General features: G+C 61.2%; 17 protein-coding genes and 4 tRNA genes. 18 read left to right on the plus strand and 3 right to left on the minus strand.

What is annotated here, in order from left to right; all coding sequences use genetic code 11:
- Positions 1-111 precede the first annotated feature (111 nt).
- The 6 genes from murJ to ispH all read left to right on the plus strand — a co-directional run bounded on the left by murJ (position 112) and on the right by ispH (position 7,587).
- Positions 112-1,650 carry a murein biosynthesis integral membrane protein MurJ gene (gene murJ / locus NR164_RS18845; RefSeq protein ID WP_057005756.1) on the plus strand — a complete coding sequence of 513 codons (1,539 nt, stop codon included), beginning with the start codon at positions 112-114 and terminating at the stop codon, positions 1,648-1,650.
- A gap of 120 nt (positions 1,651-1,770) precedes the next feature.
- On the plus strand, positions 1,771-2,709 hold the full coding sequence (gene ribF, locus NR164_RS18850) for a bifunctional riboflavin kinase/FAD synthetase (protein WP_017845491.1): 939 nt from the start codon (positions 1,771-1,773) through the stop codon (positions 2,707-2,709).
- A gap of 14 nt (positions 2,710-2,723) precedes the next feature.
- The gene (gene ileS / locus NR164_RS18855) at positions 2,724-5,555 is read left to right on the plus strand and encodes an isoleucine--tRNA ligase (RefSeq protein ID WP_256823097.1); all 2,832 of its coding nucleotides are present in this window, start codon (positions 2,724-2,726) and stop codon (positions 5,553-5,555) included.
- Positions 5,548-6,057, plus strand: a complete 510-nt coding sequence (gene lspA, locus NR164_RS18860) for a signal peptidase II (protein ID WP_017845489.1) — start codon at positions 5,548-5,550, stop codon at positions 6,055-6,057. Before ileS ends, lspA begins: the two co-directional genes overlap by 8 nt.
- Before the next feature lie 7 nt (positions 6,058-6,064).
- Positions 6,065-6,502, plus strand: coding sequence for an FKBP-type peptidyl-prolyl cis-trans isomerase (fkpB, locus tag NR164_RS18865; protein WP_169850802.1), 438 nt, complete (start codon positions 6,065-6,067; stop codon positions 6,500-6,502).
- Between the two features lie 137 nt (positions 6,503-6,639).
- On the plus strand, positions 6,640-7,587 hold the full coding sequence (ispH, locus tag NR164_RS18870) for a 4-hydroxy-3-methylbut-2-enyl diphosphate reductase (RefSeq protein WP_017845487.1): 948 nt from the start codon (positions 6,640-6,642) through the stop codon (positions 7,585-7,587).
- Here the strand turns inward: ispH and NR164_RS18875 are convergent.
- Positions 7,541-8,122 (minus strand): GspH/FimT family protein, encoded by a 582-nt coding sequence (locus NR164_RS18875; RefSeq protein WP_046384738.1) that lies wholly within the window; start codon positions 8,120-8,122, stop codon positions 7,541-7,543. The genes ispH and NR164_RS18875 overlap by 47 nt on opposite strands.
- Before the next feature lie 204 nt (positions 8,123-8,326).
- On the opposite strand from NR164_RS18875, the gene pilV reads away from it, so the two are divergent.
- From pilV to thiO, 5 genes are all read left to right on the plus strand, one after another.
- A complete protein-coding gene (gene pilV, locus NR164_RS18880; RefSeq protein ID WP_372340310.1) occupies positions 8,327-8,812 on the plus strand; it encodes a type IV pilus modification protein PilV in 486 nt (161 codons plus the stop codon).
- Positions 8,809-9,516: a pilus assembly protein PilW gene (locus NR164_RS18885; RefSeq protein ID WP_256823099.1), complete on the plus strand. Its 708-nt coding sequence runs from the start codon at positions 8,809-8,811 to the stop codon at positions 9,514-9,516. Before pilV ends, NR164_RS18885 begins: the two co-directional genes overlap by 4 nt.
- Positions 9,517-9,562: 46 nt before the next feature.
- Positions 9,563-10,054 carry a PilX N-terminal domain-containing pilus assembly protein gene (locus NR164_RS18890; RefSeq protein ID WP_256823100.1) on the plus strand — a complete coding sequence of 164 codons (492 nt, stop codon included), beginning with the start codon at positions 9,563-9,565 and terminating at the stop codon, positions 10,052-10,054.
- Between the two features lie 11 nt (positions 10,055-10,065).
- Complete coding sequence (locus NR164_RS18895; protein ID WP_017845482.1) at positions 10,066-10,467, plus strand: type IV pilin protein; 402 nt, start codon at positions 10,066-10,068, stop codon at positions 10,465-10,467.
- Positions 10,468-10,529: 62 nt separating this feature from the next.
- Positions 10,530-11,639: a glycine oxidase ThiO gene (gene thiO, locus NR164_RS18900; RefSeq protein ID WP_256823101.1), complete on the plus strand. Its 1,110-nt coding sequence runs from the start codon at positions 10,530-10,532 to the stop codon at positions 11,637-11,639.
- Here the strand turns inward: thiO and NR164_RS18905 are convergent.
- Entirely contained in the window at positions 11,626-11,859 is a 234-nt protein-coding gene (locus tag NR164_RS18905; protein ID WP_026139830.1) for a PP0621 family protein, read from the minus strand. The genes thiO and NR164_RS18905 overlap by 14 nt on opposite strands.
- 125 nt (positions 11,860-11,984) lie before the next feature.
- Positions 11,985-13,010: an outer membrane protein assembly factor BamD gene (locus tag NR164_RS18910; protein WP_017845480.1), complete on the minus strand. Its 1,026-nt coding sequence runs from the start codon at positions 13,008-13,010 to the stop codon at positions 11,985-11,987.
- Between the two features lie 149 nt (positions 13,011-13,159).
- On the opposite strand from NR164_RS18910, the gene rluD reads away from it, so the two are divergent.
- The 7 genes from rluD to NR164_RS18945 all read left to right on the plus strand — a co-directional run bounded on the left by rluD (position 13,160) and on the right by NR164_RS18945 (position 18,354).
- Positions 13,160-14,122 carry a 23S rRNA pseudouridine(1911/1915/1917) synthase RluD gene (gene rluD, locus NR164_RS18915; protein WP_017845479.1) on the plus strand — a complete coding sequence of 321 codons (963 nt, stop codon included), beginning with the start codon at positions 13,160-13,162 and terminating at the stop codon, positions 14,120-14,122.
- The gene (pgeF, locus tag NR164_RS18920) at positions 14,119-14,844 is read left to right on the plus strand and encodes a peptidoglycan editing factor PgeF (protein WP_256823102.1); all 726 of its coding nucleotides are present in this window, start codon (positions 14,119-14,121) and stop codon (positions 14,842-14,844) included. The genes rluD and pgeF overlap by 4 nt, the downstream gene beginning before the upstream one ends.
- Positions 14,845-14,975: 131 nt before the next feature.
- A complete protein-coding gene (gene clpB, locus NR164_RS18925; protein WP_017845477.1) occupies positions 14,976-17,540 on the plus strand; it encodes an ATP-dependent chaperone ClpB in 2,565 nt (854 codons plus the stop codon).
- Between the two features lie 304 nt (positions 17,541-17,844).
- Positions 17,845-17,920: transfer RNA gene (locus NR164_RS18930), tRNA-Asn, on the plus strand.
- Positions 17,921-17,930: 10 nt separating this feature from the next.
- Positions 17,931-18,007, plus strand: a tRNA-Pro gene (locus tag NR164_RS18935).
- Positions 18,008-18,012: 5 nt separating this feature from the next.
- Positions 18,013-18,088, plus strand: a tRNA-Lys gene (locus NR164_RS18940).
- Between the two features lie 189 nt (positions 18,089-18,277).
- A tRNA-Pro gene (locus NR164_RS18945) sits at positions 18,278-18,354 on the plus strand.
- The last annotated feature ends 14 nt before the right edge of the window (positions 18,355-18,368 follow it).

Here is an 18,368-nt window from a genome sequence, read left to right on the forward strand (position 1 = left end):
GCTTGACCTGTAAACTCGCGAGCTTTGGCGCTGTGCTGTTGCAGGCGCGCAGTATCGCATAAGTAGGCGCGTAGTTCGCCTGCTCTTTATCTATAGGCGCAAACTCTTTCAATGAATCTGCTCAAATCGTTGGCTGCCGTCAGCTCAATCACGATGATTTCCCGGGTATTGGGGTTTGTGCGTGACACCTTGTTGGCACGCATTTTCGGCGCCAGCATGGCCACGGATGCGTTCTTCATTGCCTTTAAACTGCCCAACCTGTTGCGGCGGATCTTCGCCGAGGGCGCGTTTTCCCAGGCGTTCGTGCCGATTCTGGCGGAATACAAGACGCAGCAGGGCGAGGAGGCGACCCGCACATTCATTGCCTATGTCTCGGGCTTGCTGACCCTGGTGCTGATGCTGGTGACTGTGATCGGCATGCTCGCCGCGCCGTGGGTGATCTGGGCCACGGCGCCTGGTTTTGCCAATACGCCGGAAAAATTCGCGCTGACCACCGATCTGCTGCGGGTGACTTTCCCCTACATATTGCTGATTTCCCTGTCATCCCTGGCTGGCGCCATCCTCAATACCTGGAACCGTTTCTCGGTGCCGGCGTTCGTGCCGACCCTGCTTAACGTCAGCATGATTATTTTCGCGCTGTTCCTCACGCCCTACTTCGATCCGCCGGTCATGGCCCTGGGCTGGGCCGTCCTGGCCGGCGGCCTGGCGCAATTGCTCTACCAACTGCCGCACCTGAAAAAGATCGGCATGCTCGTGTTGCCGCGCCTGAACCTCAAGGACACCGGCGTCTGGCGCGTGATGCGCAATATGCTGCCGGCGATCCTCGGGGTGTCGGTCAGCCAGATTTCGCTGATCATCAACACCGCGTTCGCCTCATTGCTGGTGTCCGGTTCGGTGTCGTGGATGTACTACGCCGATCGCTTGATGGAGCTGCCGTCCGGCGTCCTCGGCGTGGCCTTGGGCACGATTCTGCTGCCGACGCTGGCGCGTACTTACGCGAGCAAGGACCGCCATGAATACTCGCGCATTCTCGATTGGGGCCTGCGCCTGTGCTTCGTGCTGGTGTTGCCGTGCTCGCTGGCCCTGGGAATCCTCGCCGAGCCACTCACGGTGTCGTTGTTCCAGTACGGGCAATTCGGCGCACACGATGCCTTGATGACTCAGCACGCGCTGATCGCTTACTCGGTCGGTCTGCTTGGGATTATCGTGATAAAAGTGCTGGCGCCGGGGTTCTACGCCCAGCAAAACATCCGCACGCCGGTGAAGATTGCGATCTTCACGCTGGTCGTCACGCAACTGCTCAACCTGGTGTTCATCGGCCCGCTGGCGCATGCCGGCCTGGCCCTGGCCATCAGCGCCGGTGCCTGTATCAATGCCGGCCTGCTGTTTTACCAACTGCGCAAACAGCAGATGTTCCAGCCGCAGCCTGGCTGGGGCATGTTTGCCCTCAAGCTGCTGGTGGCGGTGGCGATGATGTCGGCGGTATTGCTGGGCCTGATGCACTTCATGCCGGCCTGGGATCAAGGCCATATGCTCGAGCGTTTCTTGCGCCTGGGCGTGCTGGTGGTGGCGGGCGTGGTGGTGTACTTCGGGATGTTGCTGCTGCAAGGTTTCCGCCTGCGGGATTTCAATCGCAAGGCGCTGGGTTAGCGAGTTTGCCGCGATAAAACCGGTGTTTTATCGATTCCATCCATTTTGCCCTGCGCTGTTGCCTGTGATCCGGGGCCGGGTGTGGTTATAATCGACCACTTTATGAGCAAGAAGCGCGTTATGCAGCTGGTTCGAGGTCTCCACAACCTGCGCCCCCAGCATCGGGGCTGCGTCGCCACTATTGGCAACTTTGACGGTGTACACCGTGGCCACCAGGCTATCCTGGCCCGGCTGCGCGAGCGCGCGGTCGAGTTGGGCGTGCCCAGCTGCGTGGTGATTTTTGAGCCACAGCCGCGGGAATTCTTTACCCCGGAAACGGCGCCAGCGCGCCTGGCCCGCTTGCGCGACAAGCTGCAACTGTTGGCCGAGGAGGGCGTGGACCGTGTGCTGTGCCTGGCCTTCAACCAGCGTTTGCGCAGCCTCAGCGCCGCCGAGTTCGTCGACCGTATCCTGGTGGATGGCTTGGGCGTACAGCACCTGGAGGTCGGCGACGACTTCCGTTTCGGCTGTGATCGGGTCGGCGATTTCGATTTTCTGCAGCACGCCGGCGTAACCCAGGGTTTTACCGTCGAAGCCGCGCAAACCGTCGAACTGGACGGCCTGCGCGTGAGCAGTACCCAGGTGCGTAATGCCCTGGCCGCTGCCGACTTCGCCTTGGCCGAGCGTTTGCTCGGTCGCCCGTTCCGCATTGCCGGGCGGGTATTGCACGGCCAGAAGCTGGCGCGCCAACTGGGCACGCCAACCGCCAACGTGCAGCTCAAGCGCCGTCGTGTGCCGCTGACCGGGGTTTACCTGGTGAGCGTCGACATCGACGGCCAATCGTGGCCGGGAGTCGCCAATATAGGCGTCAGGCCCACGGTTGCAGGTGATGGCAAGGCCCACCTGGAGGTTCACCTTTTGGATTTTGCCGGTGATCTGTATGACCGGCGTTTGACGGTGGTTTTCCACCAAAAGCTGCGTGAAGAGCAGCGTTTCGCCTCCCTCGAGGCGTTGAAAACGGCGATCAATGCGGATGTCGCCGCCGCCCGTGCCCTAGCCGCACCTAGCGCCCATCGCTAACCGAAGAGCCTTAAATGACCGACTATAAAGCCACGCTAAACCTTCCGGACACCGCCTTCCCAATGAAGGCCGGCCTGCCACAGCGCGAACCGCAGATCCTGCAGCGCTGGGACAGTATTGGCCTGTACGGAAAGTTGCGCGAAATTGGCAAGGATCGTCCGAAATTCGTCCTGCACGACGGCCCTCCTTATGCCAACGGCACGATTCACATCGGTCATGCGCTGAACAAGATTCTCAAGGACATGATCGTCCGCTCGAAGACCCTGTCGGGCTTCGACGCGCCGTATGTCCCGGGTTGGGATTGCCACGGCCTGCCGATCGAACACAAAGTCGAAGTGACCCACGGCAAGAACCTGGGCGCCGATAAAACCCGCGAACTGTGCCGTGCCTACGCCACCGAGCAGATCGAAGGGCAGAAGTCCGAGTTCATCCGCCTGGGTGTCCTGGGCGACTGGGCCAATCCCTACAAGACCATGGACTTCAAGAACGAGGCCGGTGAAATCCGCGCCTTGGCCGAAATCGTCAAGGGCGGTTTCGTGTTCAAGGGCCTCAAGCCCGTGAACTGGTGCTTCGACTGCGGTTCGGCCCTGGCTGAAGCGGAAGTCGAGTACGAAGACAAGAAGTCCTCGACCATCGACGTGGCCTTCCCGATTGCCGACGACGCCAAGCTGGCCGCGGCCTTTGGCCTGGCAAGCCTGGCCAAGCCAGCCGCCATCGTGATCTGGACCACTACCCCGTGGACCATCCCCGCCAACCAGGCGCTGAACGTCCACCCGGAATTCACCTACGCCCTGGTGGATGTCGGTGATCGCCTGCTGGTGCTGGCCGAAGAGATGGTCGAAGCCTGCCTGGCGCGTTACGCGCTGGAAGGTTCGGTGATCGCCACCACCACCGGTTCCGCGCTGGAACTGATCAACTTCCGTCACCCGTTCTACGACCGCCTGTCGCCAGTGTACCTGGCTGACTACGTTGAACTGGGCGCCGGCACCGGCGTCGTTCACTCCGCGCCTGCTTACGGCGTAGACGACTTCGTGACCTGCAAGGCCTACGGCATGGTCAACGACGACATCTTGAACCCGGTGCAGAGCAACGGTGTTTATGCGCCGTCCCTGGAATTCTTCGGTGGCCAGTTCATCTTCAAGGCCAACCAGCCGATCATCGACAAGCTGTCGGAAGTCGGCGCGCTGCTGCACACCGAGACCATCAAGCACAGCTACATGCACTGCTGGCGCCACAAGACCCCGCTGATCTACCGCGCCACCGCGCAGTGGTTCATCGGCATGGATAAAGAACCGGCCAGCGGCGACACCCTGCGCAACCGTGCGATCAAAGCCATCGAAGACACCAAGTTCGTCCCGGCCTGGGGCCAGGCGCGCCTGCACTCGATGATCGCCAACCGTCCGGACTGGTGCATCTCCCGCCAGCGCAACTGGGGCGTGCCGATCCCGTTCTTCCTCAACAAGGAAAGCGGCGAGCTGCACCCGCGTACCGTCGAGCTGATGGAAGTCGTGGCCCAGCGCGTTGAGCAGGAAGGCATCGAAGCCTGGTTCAAGCTGGACGCCGTCGAGCTGTTGGGCGACGAAGCGCCGCTGTACGACAAGATCAGCGACACCCTCGACGTGTGGTTCGACTCCGGCACCACCCATTGGCACGTGCTGCGCGGTTCGCACCCGATGGGTCATGCAGCCGGCCCGCGCGCCGACCTGTACCTGGAAGGTTCGGACCAGCACCGTGGCTGGTTCCACTCGTCGCTTTTGACCGGTTGCGCCATCGACGACCACGCACCGTACCGCGAACTGCTGACCCACGGTTTCACCGTCGACGAAAACGGCCGCAAGATGTCCAAGTCCTTGGGCAACGTGATCGCGCCGCAAAAGGTCAACGACACCCTGGGCGCCGACATCATGCGTCTGTGGGTGGCCTCGACCGATTATTCGGGCGAGATGGCCGTGTCGGAGCAGATCCTGCAGCGTAGCGCCGATGCCTACCGCCGTATCCGCAATACCGCACGCTTCATGCTGTCGAACCTGACCGGTTTCAACCCGGCCACCGACATCCTGCCGGCCGAGGACATGCTCGCCCTGGACCGTTGGGCCGTGGACCGTACCCTGTTGCTGCAGCGCGAGTTGCAAGAGCACTACGGCGAATACCGCTTCTGGAACGTCTACTCGAAGATCCACAACTTCTGCGTGCAGGAGCTGGGCGGTTTCTACCTCGACATCATCAAGGATCGCCAGTACACCACCGGCGTCAACAGCAAGGCGCGCCGCTCGGCGCAGACCGCGCTGTACCACATCTCCGAAGCGCTGGTGCGCTGGATCGCACCGATCCTGGCCTTCACCGCCGACGAACTGTGGGAATACCTGCCGGGCGAGCGCAACGAATCGGTGATGCTCAACACTTGGTACGAAGGCCTGACCGAACTGCCGGCCGACTTCGAACTGGGCCGCGAGTACTGGGACGGCGTGATGGCGGTGAAAGTGGCCGTGAACAAGGAGCTGGAAGTGCAGCGCGCGGCCAAGGCCGTCGGTGGCAACCTGCAAGCCGAAGTCACCCTGTTTGCCGAGGAAGGCCTGAGCGCCGACCTGGCCAAGCTGAGCAACGAACTGCGCTTCGTGCTGATCACCTCCACCGCGAGCCTGGCGCCATTCGCCCAGGCCCCGGCGGACGCCGTGGCCACCGAAGTGCCTGGCCTGAAGCTCAAAGTCGTCAAGTCGGCCTTCCCCAAGTGCGCCCGTTGCTGGCACTGCCGTGAAGATGTCGGCGTGAACCCTGAGCATCCGGAAATCTGCGGTCGTTGCGTCGACAACATCAGCGGTGCCGGCGAGGTTCGTCACTATGCCTAATGCCAGTCGTTTCGGACGTCTTGGCTGGCTCGTATTGAGCGTGCTGGTCCTGGTCATCGACCAGGTCAGCAAGGCTCACTTCGAGGGCTCCCTGGAGATGTTCCAGCAGATCGTGGTGATCCCGGATTACTTCAGCTGGACGCTGGCCTATAACACCGGCGCGGCGTTCAGCTTCCTGGCCGATGGCGGCGGCTGGCAGCGCTGGTTGTTCGCCCTGATCGCCGTGGTGGTCAGTGCGGTGCTGGTGGTCTGGCTCAAGCGCCTGGGGCGCGATGACACCTGGCTGGCCATCGCCTTGGCGCTGGTGCTGGGTGGCGCGCTGGGCAACCTGTACGACCGCATCGCCCTGGGCCATGTGATCGACTTCATTCTGGTGCATTGGCAGAACCGCTGGTACTTCCCCGCGTTCAATTTTGCCGACAGCGCCATCACCGTCGGTGCAATCATGCTGGCACTCGATATGTTCAAAAGTAAGAAAACCGGAGAGACCGTTCATGACTGATCAGGTATTGGCTGAACAACGCATCGGCCAGAACACGGAAGTCACCTTGCATTTCGCATTGCGCCTGGAGAATGGCGACACGGTCGACAGCACGTTCGACAAATCCCCGGCGACCTTCAAGGTGGGCGATGGCAACCTGCTGCCGGGTTTTGAAGCGGCCTTGTTCGGCTTCAAGGCCGGCGACAAGCGCACCCTGCAGATCCTGCCGGAAAACGCCTTTGGCCAGCCCAACCCGCAAAACGTACAGATCATCCCGCGTTCGCAGTTCCAGGACATGGAACTGTCGGAAGGCCTGCTGGTGATCTTCAACGATGCGGCGAATACCGAGCTGCCGGGTGTGGTCAAAGCCTTCGATGACGCGCAAGTGACTATCGACTTCAACCATCCGTTGGCCGGTAAAACCTTGACGTTTGACGTAGAAATCTTCGACGTTAAAGCGCTCTAACTGACAGAACCGGCTCCTGCGGGCGCTGGCTTGTGTGGGAGCTGGCTTGCCTGCGATGGCATCACCTCGGTGTACCTGATACACCGAGTCGACCGCATCGCACGCAAGCCAGCTCCCACAAAGACACGAGGCACAGCATGCAAATCAAACTCGCCAACCCCCGTGGCTTCTGCGCCGGCGTGGACCGCGCGATCGAAATCGTCAACCGTGCCCTGGAAGTCTTCGGACCGCCGATTTATGTGCGCCATGAAGTCGTCCACAACAAATTCGTGGTCGAAGACTTGCGCGCTCGCGGCGCCATCTTTGTCGAAGAGCTCGACCAGGTGCCGGACGACGTTATCGTTATCTTCAGCGCCCACGGCGTATCCCAGGCGGTGCGGACCGAAGCGGCAGGCCGCGGCCTGAAAGTGTTCGATGCCACCTGCCCATTGGTTACCAAGGTGCATATCGAAGTCGCGCGCTACAGCCGCGATGGCCGTGAATGCATCCTGATCGGCCACGCCGGCCACCCGGAAGTCGAAGGCACCATGGGCCAGTACGATGGCAGCAACGGTGGCGCGATCTACCTGGTGGAAGACGAAAAAGACGTCGCCAACCTGCAGGTACGCAACCCTGAGCGTTTGGCCTTCGTCACCCAGACCACGTTGTCGATGGACGACACCAGCCGAGTGATCGATGCCCTGCGCACACGCTTCCCGGCAATTGGCGGCCCACGCAAGGACGACATCTGCTACGCCACGCAAAACCGCCAGGACGCAGTCAAGCAATTGGCCGATGAGTGTGATGTGGTGCTGGTTGTCGGCAGCCCTAACAGCTCCAACTCCAACCGCCTGCGTGAACTGGCTGAACGCATGGCCACGCCGGCGTACCTGATCGACGGCGCCGAGGACATGCAGCGCAGCTGGTTCGACGGCGTCGAGCGCATCGGCATCACTGCGGGCGCCTCGGCACCGGAAGTGCTGGTGCGCGGTGTGATCCAGCAGTTGCAGGCCTGGGGCGCCACCGGTGCCGATGAGTTGGCCGGTCGTGAGGAGAACATCACTTTCTCCATGCCCAAGGAGCTGCGGGTGCGTTCGCTGCTCTGAGTCCCAGGGTGTTGAGCGAGCCCCGGCATAATGCCTGCTCGGTTTTATCCCGGCGCAGGCTGATGCGTCCGCTGGGGGCCAGCACCACTTGAAACAGGCTTTGTGCCTGATCCGTGGCGCATACATGCACGGTGCCGGCACGAAAGCCCCCGCCGGCAAAGACCGGCTCGCCCAGCCCGCTGAAGCGTACCTGGCTCCTGACCGGGCCATTGCCCACGATCGGTACGCGCCCATTGTCCTGATGCTCCAGCAATACGGGATTATCGTCGTCCAGATGGCCGCGCCCATTCAGGTCCACGATCACCCGCCAGCCCCGGCTCCAATCGTCGTCCAAGGCATGAATGACTACCGCCCGGTTGCGTGCGATGGCTTCGCTGCGCGCATAGCGCAGGCCGCCAACCAGAGACTGGGCCGCACTGTGTCGCTGCTGGGACTCCAGCAACCCCTTGAAACTGGGGACCGCCAGCTGCGCGAGGATGCCGCTCAGGATCAGCCCGAGCAATAGTTCGATCAGGGTGAAGCCTCGTTGTGTCATGTGCGGTCCCTCCGTGGACGCGATGAATATTCAGGTGGCATGCCTAGGTATAGCGCTCCGGTCGTGGCGTTGAATGCTGGCCTTTATGTCCAAAGTATTTCCCTTTGTTCCGGGAGCGGCACAGGCCGAAAACCGCCGCTAGTCTTGGGCCGCACAGCAGGTTTTTCCTGCTTTTTCCGGCCTTTGACAGGGATGACGACGGTAATGCTTGCTTGCTCGACTGCTTTGTTTCGACCGGTGACTTCCCGCCACCAAACCGGCATGACCCTGATCGAGGTGGTGGTGGCGGTGCTGATTCTGGTGATTGGCCTGCTGGGCGCTGCGGTGGTCCAGCTCAATGCGCTCAAGTACACCGACAGTACGCGGATGACCAGCCAGGCCAGCTTCATCGCCTACGACATGCTGGACCGCATTCGCGCCAATGCTGGCGCCGACTATTCGTGGGTGCGAACCGAGCGCGCGCCACTGTTCGCGTCGACGGGCAGCGTGCGCGACCTCGACCTGCATGATTTCGAGGCCAATATCATCGGTTTCGCCGGCGACAGCGGCAGTGGCTCGGTGCTCGTTCGTGCCGATGAGGTGACCGTGAGCATCAGTTGGGATGATGCCAGGGGGGCAAAAAAAGCCGGGGCGAGGGAAACGCTCACACTCACCAGCCGCATCGCCGATGAATCGCAGGTGTCGCAATGAATCGGCGGGTGCGGGGTTTCAGTGTGTTGGAGCTGCTGCTGGCGTTGACGCTCGGGTTGGTGCTGAGCCTTGGGTTCAGCCAAATCGCCATCAGCGCTCGAACCACCGATGCCAGCCAGCAGGCCGCCATGCTGCTGCAGGATGATGCGCGGTTTGCGCTCGGCAAGCTGATTCAGGACGTTCGCCTGGCGGGCATGTTCGGTTGCCTGGCTACGGCATCGATCGAAGGTGCGCCGTTGGCTTTCGATCGACCAATCAGCTGGAGTGCCACGGGTGACGCAAGGTCGCTGACGCTGGTCAGCGCTGAGGTCGGCGAGGACGGCGGCACGCCGGATTGGACCGTATTGTCCGACTGCTCCGGCTCTGCCCACGCTTATGCCGGTACGCCACCACCCGCCGTGCCGGGGCAGATACGCTTTGCGATACGCCAGCTCACCTACACCTTCGAGGCTGGCCAGCTGAAAGTCAGTACCCCGTCAGCCCCGGCCAAGGCGGTGCTGGTGGACAACGTGCAGGCGTTCGAGATCAGTTTCGGCGTGGCAGCCAAGCCTGACTCGACGCCGGTGGTGGGGTATGACCCCGGCCCGGCCGACAATTCGCTGATACGCAGTGTACGCATCCGTTTGACGCTGCAAGACCCGGACGGGTTGGTGAAGGCGCAAACCTGGAGCGTGGTTGCAGCGCTGCGCAACCGGCTGGGGTAGGGCGACCATGGCAGGGTTTCGTGTTGTTGAACGACGGCAGGCGGGCATGGTGCTGCTGATCAGCCTGGTGTTCCTGTTGCTGTTATCGCTGATCGCGTTGTCTTCGATGCAGGGTGCGGTGTCCCAGCAGAAGGTCGTTGGCAGTGTCTGGCATCGCAACCAGTCGCTGCAAAGTGCCGAAAGTGGCCTGAGGCTGGGGGAGGCGGCCGTGCGGCGGGCAGGCGCCGCGTGGCCTGTGTGCGCGTCGATCATCACCTGTGCGCCGCCGCGCGAGTCGTCCTCGGTGATAGCTCCCGGAACCGATCCCGTTTCGAGGGTGAACTGGGCCGCCATGGACGGTGGTCTTTACGCGGTTCAAGCGCTCGGGCCTGTCATGGGGCTGGCTCATTTGCCTGCGCAGATGCCGGCAATGCTCTATCGGGTTACAGCGGTGGGGCTCCGTGGCCAATCGCGCACGGTGCTGGAGGCCATGTATGCGCGGGTGGACGAGGGAGGGCGCTCGCGGTTTCAGCGAGTGATGTGGCGACAACTTTACTGAGGAGCGGCGCAATGGGCATGGATAGCCAGGGTTTTACATTGATTGAGTTACTGACTGCCGTGGCGATCGTCGCGGTGCTGGCCGGTGTCGTTTATCCGGCGTATGTCGGCCATGTGAACAAGGCCTATCGCGCGGAAATTGTCGTGCTGTTGACTGAGCAAGCTCAGTCTCTGGAGCGGTATTACACGAGCAATGGCAGTTTTATTGATGCAAGCGGCGTCAGCGTCGGCAATGATCGCTATAGAATCACGGCTGCGCTGAACCCTCAGGATTTCAGCCTGCTGGCCACACCAGGCGTCGACTCTGTCATGGCAGGCGACGCTTGCGGGGCATTCAGCCTGACCAGTAGCGGTGCGCGGACCAACCCCGGAGCGGCCCCAGGCATGTCACGCAAGACATGCTGGGGGCAGTGATGGGTGTACTCCATGAGTGGGCGCCGAGTGCGCTTTTCCCTTTTTATCGGCTGGATCAAATGATGGCTAAGCAACAGCGAGTGGTGGTGGTCGGTGGCGGAGTAATCGGCTTGTTGACGGCGTTCAACCTGGCGACCCAGGGCCTGGCAGTCGTACTGCTGGAGCGCTCGGGGCTCGGGCAGGAGTCCTCGTGGGCAGGTGGCGGCATTGTCTCGCCACTGTACCCGTGGCGCTACAGCCCGGCAGTCACGGCTTTGGCTCATTGGTCCCAGGACTTTTATCCACAACTGGCCGAGCGCTTGTTTGCCGATACCGGCGTTGATCCGGAGGTCCACACCACCGGGCTCTACTGGCTGGACCTGGAGGATGAAGCCGACGCATTGGCCTGGGCCGCCCGTGAAGGACGACCATTGAGCAAGGTGGATGTGTCGGTCGCCCATGATGCGGTTCCGGTGCTGGGCGGTGGTTACTCCCAGGCGATCTACATGGCGAATGTGGCGAATGTGCGCAACCCGCGCCTGATCAAATCCCTCAAGGCGGCGCTGCTGGCGCTGCCAGGCGTGACGATTCATGAACAGTGCGAAGTTGACGGGTTTGTGTTGGACGGCGACAACGTCGTCGGCGTGAATACGCCTGCCGGGCCGGTGCTCGGTGATCAGGTCGTGCTTGCGGCGGGGGCCTGGAGTGGGCAGTTGCTGGACAAGCTGGGCCTGTCGCTGCCGGTTGAGCCGGTCAAGGGCCAGATGATTCTGTACAAATGCGCCTCGGACTTTCTGTCGAGCATGGTCCTGGCCAACGGGCGTTATGCGATCCCGCGGCGTGACGGGCACATTCTGATTGGCAGTACCCTGGAACATGAAGGGTTCGACAAGACGCCGACCGGATCGGCGCTGGAGAGCCTGAAGGCTTCGGCCGTGGAGTTGATTCCCGCCCTGGCGGATGCCGAGGTGGTGGGCCATTGGGCGGGCCTGCGGCCAGGCTCGCCGGAAGGTATTCCCTACATCGGTCCTGTCCCCGGTTTCAACGGGCTGTGGCTCAATTGCGGGCATTACCGCAACGGCCTCGTGCTGGCGCCGGCGTCGTGCCAGTTATTCGCCGATTTGTTGCTGGGGCACACGCCGATCATCGACCCGGCACCCTACGCGCCCACAGGTCGGATCAACGTTGGATAGCTTTCGGCCCTTGCTCCAGATGCGCCTGGGTGCAATACCATTCTTGCCGTGAGCTCAGTGCTCGGTCCTGCGGCAGATGTACGCCGCAGTGAGCGCAGCGCACCATTGGCGTTGCGTCGGGTTCGCCGGAACGTTGTTGTTTGACGGCCGGGTTTTTGAATTTGCGCCAGAACCATACCGCGGCAGCAATGACGGCAATCCAGAACAGTAGACGAACCATGATGGGCAGTTTCTCGACAAGGAATGCGCCAGTTTAGCCAAGGACGTGGCAGGCGCACAGCGCAATAATGCTTGCGCATAAAAAAGGGAGCCCCGAGGGCTCCCTTTTTACGTTGCGTCGGATGATCAGTCGAACACACCGAAGGTCATGTAGCTGAACCACGAGCGGTCCTGGTTGTTGCCCAGGGCTTGCGGCGCTTGTTCTTCGATCACATCGCCATTTTCATCATGGGGCTTGAGGTCCGCAGGGATGGCTTCCTTGGCGTCCTGGAACTGTTTCATCACGTCCTGGTTGGCGCGGGTTTCACCCGGCGGCAGCGGTGGACGCGACTCGATCAGACCCAGGGTGTACTTGCTCAGCCACGAACGGTTGTCCGCTTCGGCAACCTGAGGCACGAACTGGCCGTCTTTCAGGCTTGGGTGATCCGGGTAGTTGAGCTTCAGGGTTTCCAGGCTGGTGGCCGCCAGGGCGTCCAGGTGCAGGCGCTGGTAGGCCTCGGTCATCACCGCCAGGCCATCACCCACGGAAGGGGTTTCCTGGAAGTTTTCCACGACATAGCGACCACGGTTGGCGGCTGCCACGTAAGCCTGACGGGTCAGGTAGTAGTGGGCCACGTGGATTTCGTAGGAGGCCAGCAGGTTGCGCAGGTAGATCATGCGCTGCTTGGCGTCCGGCGCGTAGCGGCTGTTGGGATAGCGGCTGGTCAGCTGGGCGAACTCGTTGTAGGAGTCGCGGGCAGCGCCCGGGTCACGCTTGGTCATGTCCAGCGGCAGGAAGCGCGCCAGCAGGCCAACGTCCTGGTCGAACGAGGTCAGGCCCTTGAGGTAGTAGGCATAGTCGACGTTCGGGTGCTGCGGGTGCAGGCGGATAAAACGCTCGGCGGCGGACTTGGCGGCTTCCGGCTCGGCGTTCTTGTAGTTGGCGTAGATCAGCTCGAGCTGGGCCTGGTCGGCGTAGCGCCCGAACGGATAGCGCGACTCCAGGGCCTTCAGCTTGGCTGTGGCACTGGTGTAGCTATTATTGTCCAAGTCTTTTTGAGCTTGTTGATACAGCTCGACTTCGCTCAGGTTTTCGTCGACGACTTCCTTTGTTGACGAGCAAGCAGCAGTCATGGCGAGGATGGCGATCAGCAGCAGGTGTTTCACTTGCATGGCGGCTTGCGTCCCTATGACGGCCGCTGTCTTGGGCGGGGCCGTCCTGTTATGATGAGCGCCCCGTTGAAAGCATCGGGGCAAAAGACGCCGTATTTAACCACAAGCGCGCAGCCGAAACCAAAGGCTGTGCCACGCCTAGTCTGAGCATGTCCGATAAAATTGAACTTCGCGCAGAGGTGCCGTCCGAATTGGGCGGCCAACGCCTCGATCAAGTCGCCGCACAATTATTCGCTGAGCACTCGCGCTCGCGCCTTTCCGCCTGGATCAAAGACGGCCGCCTGACTGTGGATGGAGCGGTTATCCGCCCGCGAGACATAGTCCATGGCGGTGCGATTCTTGAGCTGACTGCCGAGCAGGAAGCCCAGGGAGAATGGATCGCCCAGGACATCGAGCTGGACATCGTCTATGAAGACGACGACATCCTGGTCATCAATAAACCCGCAGGCCTGGTGGTTCACCCGGCGGCCGGGCACGCTGATGGCACCTTGCTCAATGCTCTGTTGCACCATGTGCCGGACATCATCAATGTCCCGCGCTGCGGCATCGTACACCGCCTGGACAAGGACACGACCGGCTTGATGGTGGTGGCCAAGACCATTCAGGCCCAGACGCAGCTGGTTACACAGTTGCAGAGCCGCAGCGTCAGCCGGATCTACGAGTGCATCGTGATCGGCGTCGTGGTGGCGGGTGGCAAGATCAATGCGCCTATCGGTCGTCACGGCCAGCAGCGCCAGCGTATGGCGGTGATGGAAGGCGGCAAGCAGGCCGTCAGCCACTACCGTGTGCTGGAGCGTTTCCGGTCCCACACCCATGTGCGGGTCAAGCTGGAAACCGGCCGTACCCACCAGATTCGCGTACACATGGCGCACATCAACTTCCCGTTGGTCGGAGATCCGGCCTACGGCGGTCGCTTCCGTATTCCGCCGGCGGCCAGTGTCACCATGGTTGAATCGCTGAAGTCCTTCCCGCGTCAGGCGCTGCATGCGCGGTTCCTGGAGCTGGATCATCCGACGAGCGGTAAGCGGATGAGCTGGGAATCGCCTCTGCCGGACGATCTGGTCTGGTTGCTGTCGCTGCTCAGGCAGGATCGCGAGGCATTTATCGGATGAGTGACTGGCTGATTCCTGACTGGCCCGCGCCGGCTCAGGTCAAGGCCTGCGTCACCACCCGTGCGGGCGGCGTCAGCCTGGCGCCGTTCGACAGCCTCAACCTGGGCGATCACGTCGAGGACAGCCCCGAGGCTGTGCTTGAAAATCGCCGTCGCCTCACCGAAGTCTTTCATGTCCGGCCGGCCTGGCTCCGCCAGGTCCACGGCGTGAACGTGGTCGAGGCCGACCCCGAGCGCATTGCCGAAGCTGATGGCAGTTGGGCCAGCACGCCGGGCATCGCCTGCACCTCCATGACCGCCGATTGCCTGCCTGCGTTGTTCTGCAACCGCGCCGGCACACGCGTCGCCGCCGCTCACGCGGGTTGGCGTGGCTTGGCCGCGGGCGTCCTGGAGGCCACCGCCGAAAGCCTGCAAGCCGAGCCTGCCGACATATTGGTCTGGCTGGGCCCGGCCATTGGCCCGCAAGCCTTCGAAGTCGGCCCGGAAGTGCGGGAAGCGTTCGTGCAGCAACTGCCGGGCACCGCCCAGGCCTTTGTGCCCAGCCGCAACCCCGGCAAGTTCATGGCCGATATCTACCAGTTGGCCCGTTTGCGCCTGGCTGCCCGCGGTATCACTGCCGTTTACGGTGGCGGGTTCTGCACCGTGAACGATCCGCGCTTCTTTTCTTTCCGCCGCAGTCCACGCACGGGTCGGTTCGCCTCCCTTATTTGGCTGGAGCGCTAGACTCTTCTGATCTACGTCAACTGTCCGACGCTTGAATCTCCCAGAATCGACCACATCTATAGGGCTATCTGGCAGGTTTCTTCATTCAGGATGTGTTTGTAGCTCCGGCCTGCTCAAAAGGAAGGTGACTAATGCGTATTGATCGTTTAACCAGCAAACTGCAATTGGCCTTATCGGACTCCCAATCCCTGGCAGTCGGCCTCGACCACCCGGCCATTGAGCCTGCGCACTTGATGCAGGCGCTCCTGGAACAGCAAGGTGGTTCTATCAAGCCCTTGCTGATGCAGGTGGGCTTCGACGTCAACAGCCTGCGCAAGGAGTTGAGCAAAGAGCTCGACCAACTGCCGAAAATCCAGAATCCTACCGGCGACGTGAATATGTCCCAGGACCTGGCGCGCCTGCTCAATCAAGCGGACCGCCTGGCTCAGCAGAAGGGCGACCAGTTCATCTCCAGCGAGTTGGTGCTGCTCGCCGCCATGGACGAAAACAGCAAGCTCGGCAAATTGTTGCTGGGCCAGGGCGTCAGCAAAAAAGCCCTGGAAAACGCCATCAACAACCTGCGTGGCGGCGAAGCGGTGAACGACCCCAACCACGAGGAGTCGCGCCAGGCCCTGGATAAATACACTGTCGACCTGACCAAGCGCGCCGAAGAAGGCAAGCTTGACCCGGTGATCGGCCGTGACGACGAGATTCGTCGCACCATCCAGGTCCTGCAGCGCCGTACCAAGAACAACCCGGTACTGATCGGTGAGCCTGGCGTGGGTAAAACCGCGATTGCCGAGGGCCTGGCCCAGCGCATCATCAACGGTGAAGTGCCGGACGGCCTGAAAGGCAAGCGCCTGCTGTCCCTGGACATGGGGTCGCTGATCGCCGGCGCGAAATTCCGCGGCGAGTTCGAAGAGCGTCTCAAATCCCTGCTTAACGAGCTGTCGAAGCAGGAAGGGCAGATCATTCTGTTTATCGACGAGCTGCACACCATGGTCGGCGCCGGTAAAGGCGAAGGCTCGATGGACGCCGGCAACATGCTCAAGCCTGCCTTGGCGCGGGGTGAGTTGCATTGCGTGGGTGCCACCACGCTCAACGAATACCGCCAGTACATCGAGAAGGATGCGGCCCTTGAGCGGCGCTTCCAGAAAGTGCTGGTAGAAGAGCCGAGCGAAGAAGACACCATCGCGATCCTGCGGGGCCTGAAAGAACGCTATGAGGTCCACCACAAGGTAGCGATCACTGACGGCGCGATCATTGCGGCGGCGAAATTGAGCCATCGCTATATCACCGACCGGCAGTTGCCCGACAAGGCCATCGACCTGATCGACGAAGCGGCCAGCCGTATCCGCATGGAGATCGACTCCAAGCCGGAAGTGCTCGACCGTCTGGATCGGCGCCTGATTCAACTGAAAGTCGAATCCCAGGCACTGAAGAAAGAAGAGGACGAAGCGGCGAAAAAACGCCTGGAAAAACTCCAGGAAGAAATCCTCCGCTTGGAACGCGAGTACTCGGACCTCGAGGAAATCTGGAACGCGGAAAAAGCTGAAGTACAGGGTTCGGCACAGATCCAGCAAAAGATCGAGCAGTCGCGCCAGGAGCTGGAAACCGCACGCCGTAAGGGCGACCTGAACCGCATGGCCGAGTTGCAGTACGGGGTGATCCCGGACCTGGAACGCAGCCTGCAGATGGTCGACCAGCATGGTCACAGCGAGAACCAATTGCTGCGCAGCAAGGTGACCGAGGAAGAAATTGCCGAAGTTGTCTCGAAGTGGACCGGTATCCCCGTGTCGAAAATGCTCGAAGGCGAGCGCGACAAGCTGATGAAGATGGAAAGCCTGTTGCACCAGCGCGTCATCGGCCAGGAAGAGGCGGTGGTGGCGGTGTCCAACGCAGTACGGCGTTCCCGTGCGGGGTTGTCCGACCCGAATCGTCCAAGTGGTTCGTTCATGTTCCTCGGCCCGACCGGTGTGGGTAAGACCGAGTTGTGCAAGGCCTTGGCCGAGTTCCTCTTCGACACCGAAGAAGCCATGGTGCGGATCGATATGTCCGAGTTCATGGAGAAACATTCCGTGGCTCGCCTGATCGGGGCGCCACCGGGCTACGTAGGCTACGAGGAAGGCGGTTACCTGACCGAAGCGGTACGGCGCAAGCCTTACTCGGTGATCCTGCTGGATGAGGTCGAGAAGGCCCACCCGGACGTGTTCAACATCTTGCTGCAGGTGCTGGAAGATGGCCGGCTGACGGACAGCCACGGACGTACTGTGGATTTCCGCAACACGGTGATCGTGATGACCTCCAACCTGGGGTCGGTGCAGATCCAGGAACTGGTGGGCGATCGTGAAGCCCAGCGCGCAGCGGTGATGGATGCGCTGACCACGCACTTCCGCCCGGAATTCATCAACCGGGTCGATGAAGTGGTGATCTTCGAGCCTTTGGCACGGGATCAGATCGCGGGCATCACCGAGATCCAGTTGGGCCGCCTGCGCAGCCGTCTGGCCGAGCGCGAGCTGGCGCTGGAGCTGAGCCCCGAGGCGTTGGACAAGCTGATCGCGGTCGGTTACGACCCGGTGTATGGCGCACGGCCGTTGAAGCGTGCGATCCAGCGCTGGATCGAAAACCCGCTGGCCCAGTTGATTCTGTCGGGCAGCTTTATGCCGGGCACCAGCGTCAAGGCCACGGTGGAAAACGACGAAATCGTCTTCCACTGAGTTCGGTCGGTCGGGCTATAAAGAGAGGGCCTCGCGTTGCGAGGCCTTTTTTTTCGATAGGGCGTTGAACTGTAAGGCAAAGGCTTGTAAAGTGCGCCCCGCAGCAACGTCAGCCCACGGGTTTCTTCTCCCCAAGAAGAAATCAGAAAGAAGCGCAAATCATTGTCTTAAAAGCAATTTAAAGGGTTGACAGGGGTTTTTAAGATTGTAGAATAGCGCGCCTCAGAGACGCGAACGTAGCGATACGGACGCATCGAAGAGAAGGTTACACCGCAGTAAAAGTTGTACATTTGAAATGTGTAGTTCCGTGATAGCTCAGTCGGTAGAGCAAATGACTGTTAATCATTGGGTCCCAGGTTCGAGTCCTGGTCACGGAGCCAATTTCAAAACCGGGGTATAGCGCAGTCCGGTAGCGCGCCTGCTTTGGGAGCAGGATGTCAGGAGTTCGAATCCCCTTACCCCGACCATTTTTGGGTCGTTAGCTCAGTTGGTAGAGCAGTTGGCTTTTAACCAATTGGTCGTAGGTTCGAATCCCACACGACCCACCATTTTTGAGACCAGTTAGCGCTGGAATCAGATCTTAAGATCAGAGGTCAAAAGCCCTGATCGAGGTGGTTGTACGGTCTTGGAAGGTCTTGTAGAGAAATTGCAGCCTGTCAGACATGCAGCCGTCTGAGGCGAACAGTAGTTTCGGTTCGTCATGATGTCAATGTGCATCGGTTCTCCGTTGCACATACCGGGGTATAGCGCAGTCCGGTAGCGCGCCTGCTTTGGGAGCAGGATGTCAGGAGTTCGAATCCCCTTACCCCGACCATTTTTCAAGAAAAA

Origin of the sequence: Pseudomonas sp. Pse79, from assembly GCF_024519615.1 — a bacterium.
In the GTDB taxonomy this organism is placed as follows: domain Bacteria; phylum Pseudomonadota; class Gammaproteobacteria; order Pseudomonadales; family Pseudomonadaceae; genus Aquipseudomonas; species Aquipseudomonas veronii.